Annotated in this window: 15 protein-coding genes and 2 tRNA genes; 11 read left to right on the top strand and 6 right to left on the bottom strand. The window is 60.5% G+C overall.

Translation table 11 applies throughout. The features are described 5' to 3' along the window. Positions 1-83: 83 nt before the first annotated feature. Complete coding sequence (locus WH299_RS06865; protein WP_123477056.1) at positions 84-1016, top strand: LysR family transcriptional regulator; 933 nt, start codon at positions 84-86, stop codon at positions 1014-1016. Between the two features lie 70 nt (positions 1017-1086). Here WH299_RS06865 and WH299_RS06860 read toward each other — a convergent pair whose 3' ends face one another. Both WH299_RS06860 and WH299_RS06855 read right to left on the bottom strand, forming a co-directional pair. Next, on the bottom strand, positions 1087-1494 hold the full coding sequence (locus WH299_RS06860) for a PA2817 family protein (RefSeq protein WP_122725365.1): 408 nt from the start codon (positions 1492-1494) through the stop codon (positions 1087-1089). Positions 1495-1569: 75 nt separating this feature from the next. After that, complete coding sequence (locus WH299_RS06855; protein WP_123476223.1) at positions 1570-4017, bottom strand: acyl-CoA dehydrogenase; 2448 nt, start codon at positions 4015-4017, stop codon at positions 1570-1572. A gap of 158 nt (positions 4018-4175) precedes the next feature. Between WH299_RS06855 and WH299_RS06850 the strand changes: the two genes are divergently transcribed. The 4 genes from WH299_RS06850 to WH299_RS06835 all read left to right on the top strand — a co-directional run bounded on the left by WH299_RS06850 (position 4176) and on the right by WH299_RS06835 (position 7352). Continuing rightward, positions 4176-4835 (top strand): transglutaminase-like domain-containing protein, encoded by a 660-nt coding sequence (locus WH299_RS06850; RefSeq protein ID WP_339549908.1) that lies wholly within the window; start codon positions 4176-4178, stop codon positions 4833-4835. Positions 4836-4891: 56 nt separating this feature from the next. Further along, positions 4892-5509 (top strand): glutathione S-transferase family protein, encoded by a 618-nt coding sequence (locus WH299_RS06845; protein ID WP_123476219.1) that lies wholly within the window; start codon positions 4892-4894, stop codon positions 5507-5509. 134 nt (positions 5510-5643) lie between these two features. Then, positions 5644-6576, top strand: coding sequence for an ABC transporter ATP-binding protein (locus tag WH299_RS06840; protein ID WP_105698834.1), 933 nt, complete (start codon positions 5644-5646; stop codon positions 6574-6576). Continuing rightward, positions 6573-7352: an ABC transporter permease gene (locus tag WH299_RS06835; RefSeq protein ID WP_012723134.1), complete on the top strand. Its 780-nt coding sequence runs from the start codon at positions 6573-6575 to the stop codon at positions 7350-7352. Before WH299_RS06840 ends, WH299_RS06835 begins: the two co-directional genes overlap by 4 nt. 128 nt (positions 7353-7480) lie before the next feature. Here WH299_RS06835 and WH299_RS06830 read toward each other — a convergent pair whose 3' ends face one another. Then, complete coding sequence (locus WH299_RS06830) at positions 7481-8026, bottom strand: TetR/AcrR family transcriptional regulator (protein ID WP_123476215.1); 546 nt, start codon at positions 8024-8026, stop codon at positions 7481-7483. A gap of 91 nt (positions 8027-8117) precedes the next feature. Here WH299_RS06830 and WH299_RS06825 point away from each other — a divergent pair, with 91 nt between their 5' ends. The 4 genes from WH299_RS06825 (at position 8118) to WH299_RS06810 (ending at position 12860) form a co-directional block, all read left to right on the top strand. Next, on the top strand, positions 8118-9311 hold the full coding sequence (locus WH299_RS06825; protein WP_323624991.1) for an MFS transporter: 1194 nt from the start codon (positions 8118-8120) through the stop codon (positions 9309-9311). Positions 9312-9356: 45 nt separating this feature from the next. Next, entirely contained in the window at positions 9357-9668 is a 312-nt protein-coding gene (locus WH299_RS06820) for a cupin domain-containing protein (RefSeq protein ID WP_016979506.1), read from the top strand. Between the two features lie 107 nt (positions 9669-9775). Beyond that, a complete protein-coding gene (locus tag WH299_RS06815; RefSeq protein WP_339498741.1) occupies positions 9776-10924 on the top strand; it encodes a TDT family transporter in 1149 nt (382 codons plus the stop codon). 67 nt (positions 10925-10991) lie between these two features. After that, positions 10992-12860 carry an MFS transporter gene (locus WH299_RS06810; protein ID WP_339549907.1) on the top strand — a complete coding sequence of 623 codons (1869 nt, stop codon included), beginning with the start codon at positions 10992-10994 and terminating at the stop codon, positions 12858-12860. A gap of 102 nt (positions 12861-12962) precedes the next feature. Here WH299_RS06810 and sugE read toward each other — a convergent pair whose 3' ends face one another. From sugE to rdgC, 3 genes are all read right to left on the bottom strand, one after another. Further along, a complete protein-coding gene (gene sugE, locus WH299_RS06805) occupies positions 12963-13277 on the bottom strand; it encodes a quaternary ammonium compound efflux SMR transporter SugE (RefSeq protein ID WP_010211634.1) in 315 nt (104 codons plus the stop codon). A gap of 105 nt (positions 13278-13382) precedes the next feature. Next, entirely contained in the window at positions 13383-14348 is a 966-nt protein-coding gene (locus WH299_RS06800; protein WP_122725387.1) for a bile acid:sodium symporter family protein, read from the bottom strand. A 140-nt stretch (positions 14349-14488) separates the two neighbouring features. Continuing rightward, complete coding sequence (gene rdgC / locus WH299_RS06795) at positions 14489-15409, bottom strand: recombination-associated protein RdgC (protein WP_010211632.1); 921 nt, start codon at positions 15407-15409, stop codon at positions 14489-14491. Positions 15410-15568: 159 nt separating this feature from the next. On the opposite strand from rdgC, the gene WH299_RS06790 reads away from it, so the two are divergent. Beyond that, positions 15569-15644, top strand: a tRNA-Val gene (locus WH299_RS06790). A gap of 19 nt (positions 15645-15663) precedes the next feature. After that, positions 15664-15740: transfer RNA gene (locus WH299_RS06785), tRNA-Asp, on the top strand. The last annotated feature ends 22 nt before the right edge of the window (positions 15741-15762 follow it).

Genomic DNA, 15762 nt, shown 5'->3' with positions numbered 1-15762 from the left:
CATCCGCATCAGGGTTCTGCGAGCAGTATAAATAGTGCGTGGATAGGTGATAATCCGCTCAATTATCAATGGACCTGTGCACCATGAGCATCAATCTTCCTTTGCCGCTGCTGGGCGAAATGGCGATTTTCGTCAAAGTGGTGGAAACCGGCAGTTTCTCCGAAGCCGCCCGGCAACTGGGGGCTTCGCCTTCCTCGGTGAGCCGCAGTATCTCGCGCCTGGAGAAGGCCCTGGCGACGCGCTTGCTGCAACGCACCACACGCAAATTGCGCTTGAGCGAAGGCGGGGAAGAGGTATTCAAGCGCTGCCAGGAGATGGTCAGCGCGGCGCGTTCGGTGATGGAGATCAGCGGCCAGTTCACCCATGAAGCCGAAGGGCTGGTGCGGGTCAGCGTACCCAAGGCGGTGGGGCGGTTTGTGGTGCACCCGCATATGCCGGAATTCCTGCGGCGTTACCCCAAGGTGGATGTGCAGTTGATCCTGGAGGATCGCCAAGTGGACATGATCGATGACAATGTCGACCTGAGTATCCGCATCACTGACAGCCCGCCACCGGGGTTGGTGGGCCGGCAGTTACTGCCCATCGAGCATCTGTTGTGTGCGACGCCGCAGTACTTGGCCGAACACGGGACGCCGGAGCATCCCCATGATCTGCTGGCGCACAGTTGCATCTACCTCGGGGAGACACCCGGAGACTCGCGCTGGAAATTCCGCCAGGCCGGCAAGGCGGTGACGGTAGCCGTGCGTGGGCGTTATGCCGCGAACCATACCGGGGTTCGGCTGGATGCGGTGTTGCAGCATGTGGGGATTGGCAGCTTGCCGTATTTTACGGCGCGCCATGCGTTGGAGGAGGGGCGGTTGGTGCAGGTGTTACCGGCGTGGGACTTCATTGCGTCCTACCATGGCGAGGCGTGGTTGCTGCATTCGCCCACGCGGTACTTGCCGCCGAAGTTGCGGGTGTTTATTGATTATCTGGTGGCGTGCATGGCGAAGGAGCCGACGTTGCGCCGACGGTAGGAATGCGGTCAAAACTGTGGGAGCGGGCTTGCTCGCTCCCACATTTAGTGCTGTGCAGGCCGGAAAAAAATCAGTGCTTGCTCTGGTCAACCGGCATGGACAGCAGCTGCTTTTCCTGGTTCCAGTCGAACGGTTCGTCGTTCTGTTCGGCTTCGAAGCGACGCTCTTCCAGGGCCTGGTACAGGTCCAGTTCTTCGTCGGGCATGAAGTGCAGGCAGTCACCGCCAAAGAACCACAGCAGGTCGCGCGGCACCAGGTGGGCGATTTGCGGGTAGCGCAGGATGACCTGGCTCATCAGGTCCTGGCCCAGGTACTGGCTTTCGATCGGGTCGATCGGCAGCAGGGCGCGCAATTCGTCGAAACGCTCCAGGAACAGTGAATGGCTTTCCTCGGGCACCTGTTCGGCTTCGCCGACGGCAACCAGGATGCTGCGCAGGTGGTCGAGCAAGACGAGATGATCGGCAACGACGTTGGACACGAGATAAGTCCTCTAAAGCAAAAACGGGCGCGAGAGTATATGCCTCTCGCGCCCGTTTTTATATGACCGCTCGACTCAGCGGACCTTACCCTCAGCCTGGGTCAGCTCTTCCTTGCTGAAATCATCCACGTCGATCACCTTGCGCCGTGCCGCTTCGGCATCACGCAGGGTTTGTGCTTCGGCCGGTTGCAACACGCCTGCGTGCAGTGCCGCATCGATGGCGTGCTCGCCGGCAGTCGGCTTGACCTGGCCGCTCTTGAGCGCGGTGTGCAGTTTTTTCTGCAGCGGATGGCTGGCGCCAAGCAGGTCGTAGGCATGTTGCAAGGCGCCCACCGGATCTTCCGCCGATTGCGGGCGGTAGCAGCCGGCCAGCAACTCTTCCAGGGTCGGGTCACCCTTGGCGCGGCCGATCACCGCCGCCACTTCGGCATCCAGTTTGTCGGAAGGCCCGGTATGACGACGCCCGAATGGGAACACGATCACCCGCAGCAGGCAGCCCAGTACCTTGTTCGGGAAGTTGCTCAGCAGTTCATCCAGCGCACGCTCCGATTCACCAAGGCTTTCTTCCATGGCCCAGGCGAACAGCGGTTCCAGGTGGTCCGGCGAATCCAGGTCGTGGTAACGCTTGAGGGCGGCCGACGCCAGGTACATATGGCTCAGCACATCACCCAGGCGTGCCGACAGGCGTTCACGACGCTTCAGCTCGCCACCCAGCAGCATCATGCTCAGGTCGGCCAGCAGCGCGAACGCGGCAGCCTGGCGGTTGAGTGCGCGGAAGTAACCCTGGCTCAAACGGTTGCCCGGGGCCTTTTCGAAATGCCCCACGCCGAGGTTCAGCACCAAGGTGCTGGCGGCGTTGCTCACGGCGAAACCGATATGTTGCATCAGCAGCCCGTCAAACTCCTTCAACGCCTGGTCATGGTCTTCGCGACCGGCCAGGGCCATTTCCTTGAGCACGAACGGATGGCAACGAATCGCGCCCTGGCCGAAGATCATCAGGTTGCGCGACAGGATGTTCGCGCCTTCTACGGTGATGAAGATCGGCGCACCTTGCCAGTTGCGACCCAAGTAGTTGTTCGGGCCCATGATGATGCCCTTGCCGCCGTGGACGTCCATGGCGTGGCTGATGCACTCGCGGCCACGCTCGGTGAGGTGGTACTTGAGAATGGCCGACAGTACCGAGGGTTTTTCCCCCAGGTCCACGGCGTTGGCGGTGAGCATGCGTGCGCTGTCCATCAGCCAGGCGTTGCCGCCGATACGCGCCAGGGCTTCCTGGATACCTTCGAATGCCGACAGCGGCACATTGAACTGCTCGCGCACCTGGGCGTATTGGCCGGTCACCAGGCTGGTGAACTTGGCCGCGCCAGTGCCCACCGCAGGCAGGGAGATCGAACGGCCCACGGAGAGGCAGTTCATCAACATCATCCAGCCCTTGCCGAGCATTTCCTGGCCGCCGATCAGGAACTCAAGCGGGATGAACACATCCTTGCCGGAGTTGGGGCCGTTCATGAAGGCGGCGCCCAGGGGCAGGTGGCGACGGCCGATTTCCACGCCGGGGGTGTCGGTGGGGATCAGCGCCAGGCTGATGCCCAGGTCTTCCTCTTCACCCAGCAGATGGTCCGGGTCGTGTGCCTTGAAGGCCAAGCCGAGCAGGGTCGCGACCGGGCCGAGGGTGATGTAGCGTTTTTCCCAGTTCAGGCGCAGGCCAAGGGTTTCCTTGCCTTCCCATTCACCTTTGCAGATCACGCCGGTGTCGGGCATGGCGCCTGCGTCGGAGCCGGCCAGTGGGCCCGTCAATGCGAAGCAGGGGATGTCATCGCCACGGGCCAGGCGCGGCAGGTAGTGGTTGCGCTGTTCTTCGGTGCCGTAGTGCAGCAGCAGTTCGGCCGGGCCGAGGGAATTGGGCACCATCACGGTGGACGCCAGGTCGCCGCTGCGGGTAGCGAGTTTCATCGCGACCTGGGAGTGGGCATAGGCAGAGAAGCCCTTGCCGCCATATTCCTTGGGAATGATCAGGGCGAAGAAGCCGTGGGTCTTGATGTGTTCCCAGGCGGCGGGCGGCAGGTCCATGGCCTGGCCGATTTCCCAGTCGCTGACCATGGCACAGAGTTCTTCAGTGGGGCCGTCGATAAACGCTTGTTCTTCTTCGGTCAGTTGCGCTTTGGGATAAGCCAGCAACTTGTCCCAGTCCGGGCGACCGCTGAACAGTTCGCCGTCCCACCAAACGGTACCGGCGTCGATCGCGTCGCGCTCGGTCTCGGACATCGGCGGCAGGACTTTCTGGAACCAACTGAACAGTGGCTTGGTGAAGTATTGGCGGCGCAGGTCGGGCAGCAGCAGGGGCGCGGCCACCACGGCGATCAGCACCCAGAAGACCAGCAGCAGCCAACCCGGTGCGTGGCTCCAGGCGCCCATCGCCAGCAGGTAGACGGCGACCACGCCCAGGGCGGGCAGGGGCGCGACGCGGCGGTGTGCGAGGTAGGCAATGCCGACCACCAGAACCAGTATCCACAACAACAGCATATTCAATCCTCCGTGAAACCAGGGGCGAAACCACCAGGGAGCTTAGTCGGCATCCGAACAAGCGGGGTGATCAGGGTGTAACGAGATTTGGCCGATTCGTCGTTATCTCCCCGGCAGGCCTGTGGTTAGACTCCAGGCTTCCTTCGGAGATAAAACTCATGGATACCTACCTGAGTCCCAGCCGCTTCATCGATAGTGACCACCCTGCGGTGGTGGAGTTCGCCGAAAAACACCGTGGAACCCGTGCGAACTTAAGTGACCAGGCAGTCAGCCTCTACTACGCCGTGCGTGAGGCGATTCGCTATAACCCCTACACCTTCAGTCGCGACCCAGACACATTAAGTGCCAGCTTCGCCTTGGCCACCGGCGAAAGCTATTGCGTGCCCAAGGCCACCTTGCTCGCCGCCTGTGCGCGCCACTGCGGCATTCCGGCGCGCATCGGCCTGGCGGATGTACGCAATCATCTGTCGACGCCGCGCCTGATCGCCTTACTCAAGAGTGATGTGTTCGCCATGCACGGTTATACCGAGCTTTACCTCAACGATCGCTGGGTCAAGGCCACGCCTGCGTTCAACCAGCAATTGTGTGATTTATTCGATGTGCCGCCGCTGGACTTCGATGGCATCCACGACAGCGTTTTCCACGCGTTCAATCGCCAAGGCCAACGTTCGATGGAATATGTGGTAGACCACGGGCAATTTTCTGACGTGCCCGAGGCCTTTTTCTTCGCCCATATTCAGCAGTGTTACCCCCACCTGTTTGCCGAGGATTTGCCGCCGTTACTCGGCGACATGCAGAGCGATTTAAGCCGCGCGTGAACCGGCGTATGCTGCTGCGTTCATCAAGCCATGTTCATCAACGATAAGGCGCGGTCATGCTGAAAATCTGGGGTCGTAAAAATTCATCAAACGTCAGGAAGGCACTGTGGTGCGCCGAGGAACTCGGCCTGGACTATGAGGCAATTGATGCGGGCGGGGCTTTTGGTGTGGTCGACACGCCGCAATATCGGGCATTGAACCCCAACGGCCGGGTGCCGATGATCGAAGACGGCGATTTCGTGCTGTGGGAGTCCAATACCATCGTGCGCTACCTCTGCGCCAAGCAGGCGTCCAGCTGGTATCCGACAGAGGTGAAAGCCCGTGCCAACGCGGAAAAGTGGATGGACTGGACCACGTCGACCTTCGCCGAACCGTTCAAGATTGTGTTCTGGGGCGTGCTGCGCACCCCGGCGGAAAAACAGAACTGGGACAACATCCATGCCGGTCGCCAGGCCTGTATCGATGTGCTCAAAACCGTTGATGAAGCGCTGGCTACACAGCCGTATCTGTCGGGCAACGAGATCGGCATGGGCGATATCCCCCTGGGCAGCTTTATCTACGCCTGGTTCGAAATGCCCATCGAACGGCCTGCGATGCCCAATCTAGAGGCCTGGTATGCGCGCCTGCAACAACGTCCGGCCTACCGCAAAGCGGTCATGACTGCGTTGACTTAATACCCACTATTAATACGGGTGACTGTACTTGTGCGGCGCGGGCAAGCACCATGCTTGTCATGCGCCGCCGTTGAACTACCTGGGCTGCGCCCTCATCTACTCTTTCTATTCCCTTCTTTGGTGCGTATTCCGATATGAGTTCCGCTCTGTCCATCCGGCAGCTAACCAAAACCTACGGCAACGGTTTCCAGGCCCTGAGTGGTATCGATCTGGACGTCGCCGAAGGTGACTTCTTCGCCTTGCTCGGCCCTAACGGCGCCGGCAAATCCACCACCATTGGTATCCTCTCCACCCTGGTCAACAAGACCAGTGGCACGGTGAATATCTTCGGCCACGACCTGGACAAATCCCCGGCGGCGCTCAAGCGCTCCATCGGCGTGGTGCCCCAGGAATTCAACTTCAACCAGTTTGAAAAGACCTTCGACATCGTCGTGACCCAGGCGGGCTACTACGGCATCCCGGCGAAAGTCGCCAAGGAACGCGCCGAGCAGTACCTGACCCAACTGGGCCTTTGGGACAAACGCGACGTGCCTTCGCGTTCGCTGTCCGGCGGCATGAAACGCCGCCTGATGATCGCCCGCGCACTGGTGCATGAGCCGCGCCTGCTGATCCTCGACGAGCCCACTGCCGGCGTGGATATCGAGCTGCGTCGCTCGATGTGGACCTTTCTCACCGAGCTGAACCAGAAGGGCATCACCATCATCCTCACCACCCATTACCTGGAAGAGGCTGAGCAGCTGTGCCGCAACATCGGCATCATCGACCACGGCACCATCGTCGAGAACACCAGCATGCGTAACCTGCTGGGTCAGTTGCATGTGGAAACCTTTTTGCTCGACCTGAAAAACAACCTGTCGGCGCCGCCGCAACTGCTCGGCTACCCGAGCCGCCTGGTGGACAGCCATACCCTGGAAGTGCAGGTGGACAAGGCCATGGGCATCACCGCGTTGTTCACGCAGTTGGCGACCCAGAACATCGAAGTGCTGAGTTTACGTAACAAAACCAATCGCCTTGAGGAGTTGTTCGTGTCCCTGGTGGAGAAAAATCTGGCGAAGGTGGCGGTATGAGTTCCGAACTGCAACCTAACCTCGTCGCGCTGCAAACCATCGTCTATCGCGAAGTGAAGCGTTTTACCCGGATCTGGCCGCAGACCCTGCTGCCGCCGGCAATCACCATGGTCCTGTACTTCGTGATCTTCGGTAACCTGATCGGTCGGCAGATCGGTGACATGGGTGGCTTCACCTACATGGAGTACATCGTGCCGGGCTTGATCATGATGTCGGTGATCACCAACTCCTACGGCAACGTGGTCTCCAGTTTCTTCGGCAGCAAATTCCAACGCTCCATCGAAGAACTGATGGTGTCGCCAGTGTCGCCCCACACCATCCTGATCGGCTACACCCTGGGCGGTGTGCTGCGTGGCTTGATGGTGGGCGTGATCGTGACCCTGCTGTCGCTGTTCTTCACCCACCTGCAGGTGCATCACCTGGGGGTGACCATTTTGGTAGTGGTGCTGACGGCGACGATCTTCTCGCTGCTGGGCTTCATCAACGCCGTATTTGCGCGCAACTTCGATGATATTTCGATCATCCCGACCTTCGTGCTGACGCCGCTGACCTACCTGGGCGGGGTGTTCTACTCCATTACCCTGCTGCCGCCGTTCTGGCAGACCGTGTCGCTGGCCAACCCGGTGCTGCACATGGTCAACGCCTTCCGCTACGGCATCCTGGGGGTGTCGGACATCAAGATCAGCGTGGCGATCACCTTCATGCTGGTGGCGACCGTGGTGCTGTACATCGGCTGTGCGAAGCTGCTGGTGAGTGGGCGCGGAATGCGCACGTAAGCGCTGACCTTAAACGCGGTCAAAATTGTGGGAGGGGGCTTGCCCCCGATGACGGTGGGTCAGTGAATACAGGTACTGGCTGACAATCCGCTATCGGGGGCAAGCCCCCTCCCACATTTATTTAGCCGTTAGGCTTTCAGAGCCAGATCAATCAGTTCATGCAGCTCTTCAACCGGCAACGGTGCGCTGGAAAACAGGCTGCGATACACCGTGGGTGCCGCGATCAGGTTCAGCAGGCGATCCAGGCTTGGCAACACGTCGACGCTGCCCTGATAGCGGTCAAGGACGACCTGTAACTGGCCCATCAAAATCTGGCTGCAATAGTCCCTGGGATGACTGCACTGCACGTCGCGCATCATGTTGCGGCCCAGGTCGGAGCTCATTTCATCCAGGTACTGTTCGCCCCAGGCGCGCAAGTCACCGCGCAGGCTGCCGGTGTTGGCCGGCTCGCTGTCCGGGCGCAGGCGCTCCAACGCCACATCGGCGAGCAGGGCGGCGAGGTCGCCCCAGCGCCGGTAAATGGTGGAGGGCGTGACGCCCGCACGCGCAGCAATCATCGGCACGGTCACGCTGGAGCGCTCATGGGCTTCCAGCAGTTCGCGCGCGGCGTTATGCACTGATTCTTGGACCCGGGCACTGCGGCCTCCCGGGCGAAGGCCTTCTTTAATCGCCATGCCTAAAACCTTAACACAAAGAATTTGCTTTAAGCGCTTTCCAGTAGCACACTCGGCAAAAGCAAAATATTAGCTTTAGCGGAGCGTGCCCATGTCCAATATTCCTTCACACCGTGCCAACCTGGCCTTCCTGGTGATTACGGTGTTGACCTTTCTCGCCGCGTCGAGCGCACCGACGCCGTTGTATCAGGTGTATCAGGACAACCTGCATTTTTCGGCGGCGATGCTGACGGTGATCTTCGGCGTGTATGCCGTGAGCTTGCTGGCGGCGTTGCTCACGGTCGGTTCGCTGTCGGATCACTTGGGGCGCAAGCCAGTAATCTTTACGGCATTGCTGCTGAACAGTATGGCGATGCTGCTGTTTATCAACGCCGACAGCACCGCTTACCTGATCGCCGCCCGCGCGCTGCAAGGTTTTGCGACCGGCATGGCAACGGCGGTGCTGAGCGCGACGCTGCTCGATACCGACCGCTTGCGTGGCCCCATGCTCAATAGCCTGGCGCCGCTGTTGGGCATGGCCAGTGGTGGCCTGGGCAGTGGCTTGTTGGTGGAGTACGCGCCTCGGCCAACCCAGCTGATTTATCTGACGATGCTCGCCTTGATGCTGGGCCAGGCGCTGTACGTGTGGCGCTTGCCGGAGACGGTCAGTCGGATTCCGGGTGCGTTGAAATCCCTGGCGCCGACCCTGCATGTACCCGAACAGGCACGCCGTGCCTTGTGGCTGGCGATGCCGCTGAATGTGGCGGTGTGGGCGCTCGGTGGGTTCTTTTCGTCCCTGGCACCTTCGCTGGTGCGGGCGGCAACCGGTTCGACCTCGCACTTGATCGGCGGTGGGCTGGTGGCCGTGGTTACCTTGAGCGGTGCGGTGATGATCTACAGCCTGCGGGATCGCCCGGCGGACAAGGTCATGCGCCTGTCGGCCGTGCTGTTGGCGGTGGGCGTGGCCTTGCTGCTGGTGGCGGTGCAGAGCGCCAGCCTGCCGCTGTTCTTTGCCGCCAGTGTGATCGCAGGCTTTGGTTTTGGCGGTGGGTTCATGGGCAGTGTCCGCAGCATCGTCGGGCTGGCGTTGCCCCATGAGCGGGCCGGATTGATGTCGGCTTTCTACGTGCTGAGCTACCTGGCGTTCTGCCTGCCGGCGCTGCTGGCGGGTAACTTGAGCCATGTGTATGGCCTGATCGTGACCACGGATGGCTACGGCGCGGTGCTGATCGTGCTGGCCCTGGGTGCCCTGGTCGGTCTGCTGATGCAGGATTCGGCGCGGGCCAGGGCGACGACGGGCGGCTGATGGGTAATAATCGGCACCTCGTATCCGCCTGACCGAGAGGCAAGCATGAAGATCATCCGCAGCAAGGACTTCACCGGCAGCCGGGCCTGGGAGGCGCTGGATATCGCCAACATGAACGGCATCACCACGCGCCTGCACTGGACCGACCAACCCTACCGCTGGCACGTCAATGACGGTGAAGAAGTGTTCGTGGTGCTCGACGGTCGGGTGCAGATGCACTATCGCGACAATGGCTTCGAACAGGTGGCGGAACTGGGCGTCGGCGACATCTTCTACGCCAGCGTCGGCACCGAGCACGTGGCTCACCCTCAGGGCCCGGCGCGCATTCTGGTGATCGAAAGCGAAGGCAGCGTTTGACGCTATATTTGTAAAACAGATAACAGATAGAGATATTACCCGTTATATAGATATTCGATCAGGTTCTATCATGTTCTCAACCTCATGCGAGGAAGAGGATTGCCATCATGACCTGCACGAATACCATCAGCTACAAACCCTTCAGTCACTTGACCCGTCCACGGGAAGTGATCCGCCAGTTCACCCCCAACTGGTTTGCCGCCACCATGGGCACCGGCGTGCTGGCGTTGGCCCTGGCGCAACTGCCGGTCAATTTGCCCGGCGTGCACGAGATTGCCGAAGTCCTGTGGTTTTTCACCATCGGCCTGTTTGTGCTGTTCAGCGTGTTGTACGCGGCCCGTTGGGTGATGTTTTTCCATGAGGCGCGGCGGATTTTCGGGCACTCCACGGTGTCGATGTTCTTCGGCACGATTCCCATGGGGCTCGCGACCATTCTCAATGGCCTGCTGTTGTTCGGCCTGCCGCGTTGGGGCAGCGACGTGATCCCCCTGGCTGAAGCGCTGTGGTGGCTGGATGTCGCTATGGCCTTGGCCTGCGGCGTGTTGATCCCGTTCATGATGTTCACCCGCCAGGAACACAGCATCGACCAGATGACCGCCGTCTGGCTGCTGCCTGTGGTGGCCGCCGAAGTCGCTGCCGCCAGCGGTGGTTTGCTGGCACCGCACCTGGCGGACGCCCATTCGCAACTGGTGATGCTGGTGACCAGCTACGTGCTGTGGGCGTTTTCCCTGCCGGTGGCGTTCAGCATTCTCACTATCCTGATGCTGCGCATGGCCCTGCATAAACTGCCTCATGCCAATATGGCCGCGTCGAGCTGGCTGGCGTTGGGTCCCATTGGCACTGGGGCGCTGGGCATGCTGCTGCTGGGGGGCGATGCGCCGACGATTTTCGCGGCCAATGGCTTGCCGGGTGTCGGTGAAATGGCCAACGGCCTCGGCCTTGTAGCGGGCATTACGTTGTGGGGGTTCGGCCTGTGGTGGATGTTGATCGCAGTGTTGATCACCCTGCGTTACCTGCGCGCCGGTATCCCGTTCAACCTCGGCTGGTGGGGTTTTACCTTTCCTCTGGGTGTGTACGCTCTGGCAACGCTTAAGCTGGCGAGCCTGTTGCACCTGGGTTTCTTCAGTGTTTTCGGCAGTGTGTTGGTGGCGGCATTGGCGCTGATGTGGCTGATCGTGGCCAAGCGCACCGTGCAGGGGGCCTATAAAGGTGAGCTTTTTGTTTCGCCTTGCATTGCAGGACTAGCGAATAAGTAAGCCGGATTAGGTAAAGTCGTGGCCTGAATGCTTTTACAAAAAAACAGGCCACGCAGGAACACGGACGATGAGCCACCCCTCGCAATTCACTTTGCTGCGCACACGGCGTTTCCTGCCGTTTTTCATCACCCAGTTGCTGGGCGCGTTCAATGACAACATCTTCAAGCAATCGCTGATCCTCGCCATTCTCTACAAGCTCACCATTGACGGTGACCGCTCCATTTGGGTCAACCTCTGCGCCTTGCTGTTTATCCTGCCGTTCTTCCTGTTTTCGGCCCTGGCCGGGCAGTTTGGCGAGAAATTCAACAAGGATGCGTTGATCCGCGCGATCAAGATCGGCGAGATCGTGATCATGGCCGTGGGCGCGACGGGCTTCCTCACCAACCACCTGGAGTTGATGCTGCTGGCGCTGTTTGCCATGGGCACCCATTCGGCACTGTTCGGGCCGGTGAAGTATTCGATCATGCCCCAGGCCCTACACGAAGATGAGCTGGTAGGCGGCAACGGCCTGGTGGAGATGGGCACGTTCCTGGCGATCCTGGCCGGGACCATTGGCGCCGGGATCATGATGTCGTCCACCCATTACGCGCCGGTGGTGTCCGTGGCGATCGGCGGCGTGGCGGTGCTGGGTTACCTGGCCAGCCGTAGCATTCCACGGGCGGCGGCGTCGACCCCTGGGTTGCGCCTGAACTGGAACATCTTCAGCGAATCCTGGGCCACCTTGCGTTTGGGCCTGGGGCAGACGCCTGCCGTTTCGCGTTCCATCGTCGGTAACTCCTGGTTCTGGTTTGTCGGCGCGATCTATCTGACGCAGATCCCTGCCTACGCCAAGGAATGGTTGTACGGCGACGAAACTGTGGTGACGCTGATCCTCACCGTGTTCTCGGTGGGTATCGCACTGGGCTCGATGCTCTGCGAAAAACTCTCCGGGCGTAAGGTGGAAATCGGCCTGGTGCCGTTCGGCTCATTCGGCCTGACCGTGTTTGGCCTGCTGCTGTGGTGGCACTCCGGCGGCTTCCCGCAGAACGTGCAGGCCAACGACTGGCTCGCCGTGCTCAGCTATGGCCAGGCGTGGTGGGTGCTGTTCGATATCCTTGGCCTGGGTGTATTCGGCGGCTTCTACATCGTGCCGCTGTATGCATTGATCCAGTCGCGTACCGCCGAGAACGAACGCGCGCGCGTGATCGCCGCGAACAACATTCTCAACGCGCTGTTCATGGTGGTCTCGGCCATCGTCTCGATCCTGCTGCTCAGTGTGGCCAAGCTGTCGATCCCCGAGTTGTTCCTGGTGGTGTCGCTGCTTAACATCGCGGTCAACACCTACATCTTCAAGATCGTCCCCGAGTTCACCATGCGTTTCATGATCTGGCTGCTCAGCCATTCCATGTACCGCGTGGAGCATCGCAACCTGGAGGCAATCCCGGACGAAGGCGCGGCGTTGCTGGTGTGCAACCACGTGTCGTTCGTCGATGCGCTGTTGATCGGCGGCGCGGTGCGTCGGCCGATTCGCTTTGTCACGTACTACAAGATCTACCGTTTGCCGGTGCTGAACTTTATCTTCCGTACCGCCGGGGCGATTCCGATTGCCGGGCGTCACGAAGATATCCAGATCTACGAAAAGGCCTTCACACGGATTGCGCAGTACCTGAAGGACGGCGAGTTGGTGTGCATTTTCCCCGAAGGCAAGCTGACCGCCGATGGCGAGATGAGTGAGTTTCGTGGTGGCGTGACGCGGATTCTGGAAGAGACGGCGGTGCCGGTGATTCCGATGGCGTTGCAGGGGTTGTGGGGGAGTTTCTTCAGTCGGGATCCGAAGAAGGGCTTCTTCCATCGCATCTGGTCGCGGGTGGTGTTGGTGGCGGGTGAGCCGGTGGCGGGGCCGACGCCTGCGAGGTTGCAGGAGGTGGTAGGCGGGTTGCGGGGGAATGTCAGGTAGTTTTGGTTTTGGCGGTATCGGCCTCATCGGGGGCAAGCCCCCTCCCACACTTGGAATGCATTCCAATGTGGGAGGGGGCTTACCCCCGATGAGGGTAGTGGCTCAGGTGCTGATTTTCAGGCCGATCAACCCGCAAATAATCAGCGCCACACTGGCCAATCGGAACAACGCCATGGACTCCCCAAACAGGATGATCCCGGCAATCACGGTGCCCACGGCGCCCACGCCGGTCCAGATGGCATAGGCCGTGCCCAGCGGCAGTTCCTTCATGGCCAGCCCCAGCAGGCCGAGGCTGACGGCCATGGCGGCAATCGTCAAAGCCGTGGGCAGCGGCTTGCTGAAACCGTCGGTGTACTTCAGGCCGACGGCCCAGCCAACTTCAAACAGACCTGCGAAAAACAGAATGATCCAGGACATGATGACCTCCTAACGTTAGGTGGGGTCGTCCCCGGATTAGGCGCTTGCAGCGTCGCGGGGTCGTCCCCGCGAAGCTCGGTAGAGTGCCGAAAAGTGCTCGGCTGATCAAGTTTGCGGGGTGTTCTCCAGCACGCGGCGGTCTTCCTTTTCGCTCATGCGGCGGAAGTAGGTCGACAGCAACGCCCCGGAAATATTGTGCCAGACGCTGAACAGCGCACTCGGCACCGCCGCCAACGGCGAAAAGTGCGCGCTGGCCAAGGCGGCGCCCAGCCCGGAGTTCTGCATGCCCACTTCCAGCGCCAGTGACTTGCGCTGTGCCAACGGCAACTTGAACACGCGGCCGGTGAAGTAACCCAGTAGGTAACCAAAGCTGTTATGCAGCATCACCACCGCCATGATCAACAGGCCCGACTCGGCAATCTTCGCCTGGCTCGCCGCCACCACCGCCGCGACGATGATCACGATGCTCACCACTGACACCAGTGGCAAAACATCCACCGCATGGCGAACCCGCTCACCGAGTACACGTTGCGCCAGTACGCCGAGCACGATCGGCAGCAGCACCACTTGCAGGATTGACCAGAACAGCTCCATGAACGACACCGGCAGCCAGGCCGACGCCAGCAGCCAGATCAGCGCCGGGGTGAGCAGCGGGGCGAGGAGGGTGGTGACAGCGGCGATGGCCACCGACAACGCCAGGTCGCCACGGGCCAACCAGGTCATCACGTTGGACGAGGTGCCGCTTGGGCAGCAACCGACCAGGATCACACCGACGGCGATTTCCGGCGGCAGGTGGAAAGCCTGGCACAGCAACCAGGCCACGCCCGGCATGATCACAAAGTGCGCGACCACGCCCAGGGCCACACGCCAGGGGTGGCGAGCGACTTCGGCGAAGTCATCAATCTTGAGGGTCAGCCCCATGCCGAACATCACCAGGCCCAGCAACGGGACGATGGCGCTTTTCAGGCCGATGAACCAGTTGGGTTCGAGGAAGGCGACGACGGCGAAGATCAATACCCAGTAGGCGAAGGTATTGCCGACGAAGCGGCTCAAGGCGGCGAGTGCGCGCATGGGGATGTCCTTTGTTGTTGGATTCGATCAAATGTGGGAGGGGGCTTGCCCCCGATTGCAGTCTGTCAGTCAGAGGTGTTTTAACTGACAGAACGCTATCGGGGGCAAGCCCCCCTCCCACATTTTATTCTTTGTATGGCTTAGATGCCCTGCGGGGTCTCTTCACCACCCAGTGCTTCAACCAGCGCCGGGATGAAATCGCCGAACGTCAGCATCATCAGGGTAAAGCTCGCATCCAGTTGACCCAGGGCCTCGTCGCCGCCGTCCTGTTCCGCCTGGTCTTGCAGCAGGTCTTCGAACTTCAGGCGCTTGACGGTCATTTTGTCGTCGAGCATGAAGGACAGCTTGTCCTGCCAGGCCAGTGACAGTTGGGTCACGACTTTGCCGGTGGTCAGGTGCAGTTGGATCTCTTCGCCGGTCAGGTCCTGGCGCTTGCAGCGCACGATGCCGCCGTCTTCGTGGGTGTCGCGCAGTTCGCATTCGTCGAGGACGAAGAAGTCATCGGCCGGCTTCTGGGTGGTGACCCAGTCGGTCATGATTGCGGTTGGCGCGGTTTTCACCGTGAGCGGGCGAACTGGCAGGGTGCCGATCACTTCACGCAGGGTCGACAGCAGGTCTTCAGCGCGTTTCGGGCTTGCCGAGTTGACCAGGATCAGGCCCTGTTTCGGCGCGATGGCGGCGAAGGTGGAGGAGCGACGGATAAAGGCGCGTGGCAGGAAGGCCTGGATGATTTCATCCTTGATCTGATCGCGTTCCTTTTTATAGACCTTGCGCATCTGCTCGGCCTCGATTTCTTCGACTTTCTCTTTCAGTGCGTCACGCACCACGCTGCCCGGCAGGATGCGTTCTTCCTTGCGCGCAGCGATCAGCAGGAAATCACCGCTGACGTGAACCAGTGGAGCGTCTTCACCTTTACCAAAAGGCGCGACGAAACCATAAGTAGTCAATTCCTGGCTCGCGCAAGGGCGCGCCAGTTTGGTGGCCATGGCCGCTTCCAACGCCTCGGCATCAACAGGCAGATCTTGGGTCAGGCGATAGATAAGCAGGTTCTTGAACCACATGGGGTGAGTCTCTCCTTTATACAAAGGGGGGCATTATTCTCTTGATAACGTCCCAGGCCAACCCTGCCTAAGCCATTGGAAGCTATCAAAAAAAAGATTTCAGAAAGTGCTTGCCAGACTTAAGGTCGCTCCGTAGAATGCGCGCCACACCGAAACGAAGGGTGATTAGCTCAGCTGGGAGAGCGTCTGCCTTACAAGCAGAATGTCGGCGGTTCGATCCCGTCATCACCCACCATTCGCTTCATGTGTTACGCGCAGCGGTAGTTCAGTCGGTTAGAATACCGGCCTGTCACGCCGGGGGTCGCGGGTTCGAGTCCCGTCCGCTGCGCCATATTCGGTAACCTGGAACACTG

Origin of the sequence: Pseudomonas sp. MYb541 (assembly GCF_037479595.1) — a bacterium.
GTDB lineage: Bacteria > Pseudomonadota > Gammaproteobacteria > Pseudomonadales > Pseudomonadaceae > Aquipseudomonas > Aquipseudomonas canadensis.
This window is presented reverse-complemented; position numbering and strand designations above follow the sequence as displayed.

Bases quoted from the DNA above. Each gene is read 5' to 3' on its own strand.
- WH299_RS06815 (WP_339498741.1), top strand. From the start codon at position 9,776: ATGACCTGCACGAATACCATCAGCTACAAACCCTTCAGTCACTTGACC.
- WH299_RS06800 (WP_122725387.1), bottom strand. From the start codon at position 14,348: ATGCGCGCACTCGCCGCCTTGAGCCGCTTCGTCGGCAATACCTTCGCC.
- WH299_RS06820 (WP_016979506.1), top strand. From the start codon at position 9,357: ATGAAGATCATCCGCAGCAAGGACTTCACCGGCAGCCGGGCCTGGGAG.
- WH299_RS06855 (WP_123476223.1), bottom strand. From the start codon at position 4,017: ATGCTGTTGTTGTGGATACTGGTTCTGGTGGTCGGCATTGCCTACCTC.
- rdgC (WP_010211632.1), bottom strand. From the start codon at position 15,409: ATGTGGTTCAAGAACCTGCTTATCTATCGCCTGACCCAAGATCTGCCT.
- WH299_RS06840 (WP_105698834.1), top strand. From the start codon at position 5,644: ATGAGTTCCGCTCTGTCCATCCGGCAGCTAACCAAAACCTACGGCAAC.
- WH299_RS06835 (WP_012723134.1), top strand. From the start codon at position 6,573: ATGAGTTCCGAACTGCAACCTAACCTCGTCGCGCTGCAAACCATCGTC.
- WH299_RS06845 (WP_123476219.1), top strand. From the start codon at position 4,892: ATGCTGAAAATCTGGGGTCGTAAAAATTCATCAAACGTCAGGAAGGCA.
- sugE (WP_010211634.1), bottom strand. From the start codon at position 13,277: ATGTCCTGGATCATTCTGTTTTTCGCAGGTCTGTTTGAAGTTGGCTGG.
- WH299_RS06830 (WP_123476215.1), bottom strand. From the start codon at position 8,026: ATGGCGATTAAAGAAGGCCTTCGCCCGGGAGGCCGCAGTGCCCGGGTC.
- WH299_RS06810 (WP_339549907.1), top strand. From the start codon at position 10,992: ATGAGCCACCCCTCGCAATTCACTTTGCTGCGCACACGGCGTTTCCTG.
- WH299_RS06850 (WP_339549908.1), top strand. From the start codon at position 4,176: ATGGATACCTACCTGAGTCCCAGCCGCTTCATCGATAGTGACCACCCT.
- WH299_RS06825 (WP_323624991.1), top strand. From the start codon at position 8,118: ATGTCCAATATTCCTTCACACCGTGCCAACCTGGCCTTCCTGGTGATT.
- WH299_RS06865 (WP_123477056.1), top strand. From the start codon at position 84: ATGAGCATCAATCTTCCTTTGCCGCTGCTGGGCGAAATGGCGATTTTC.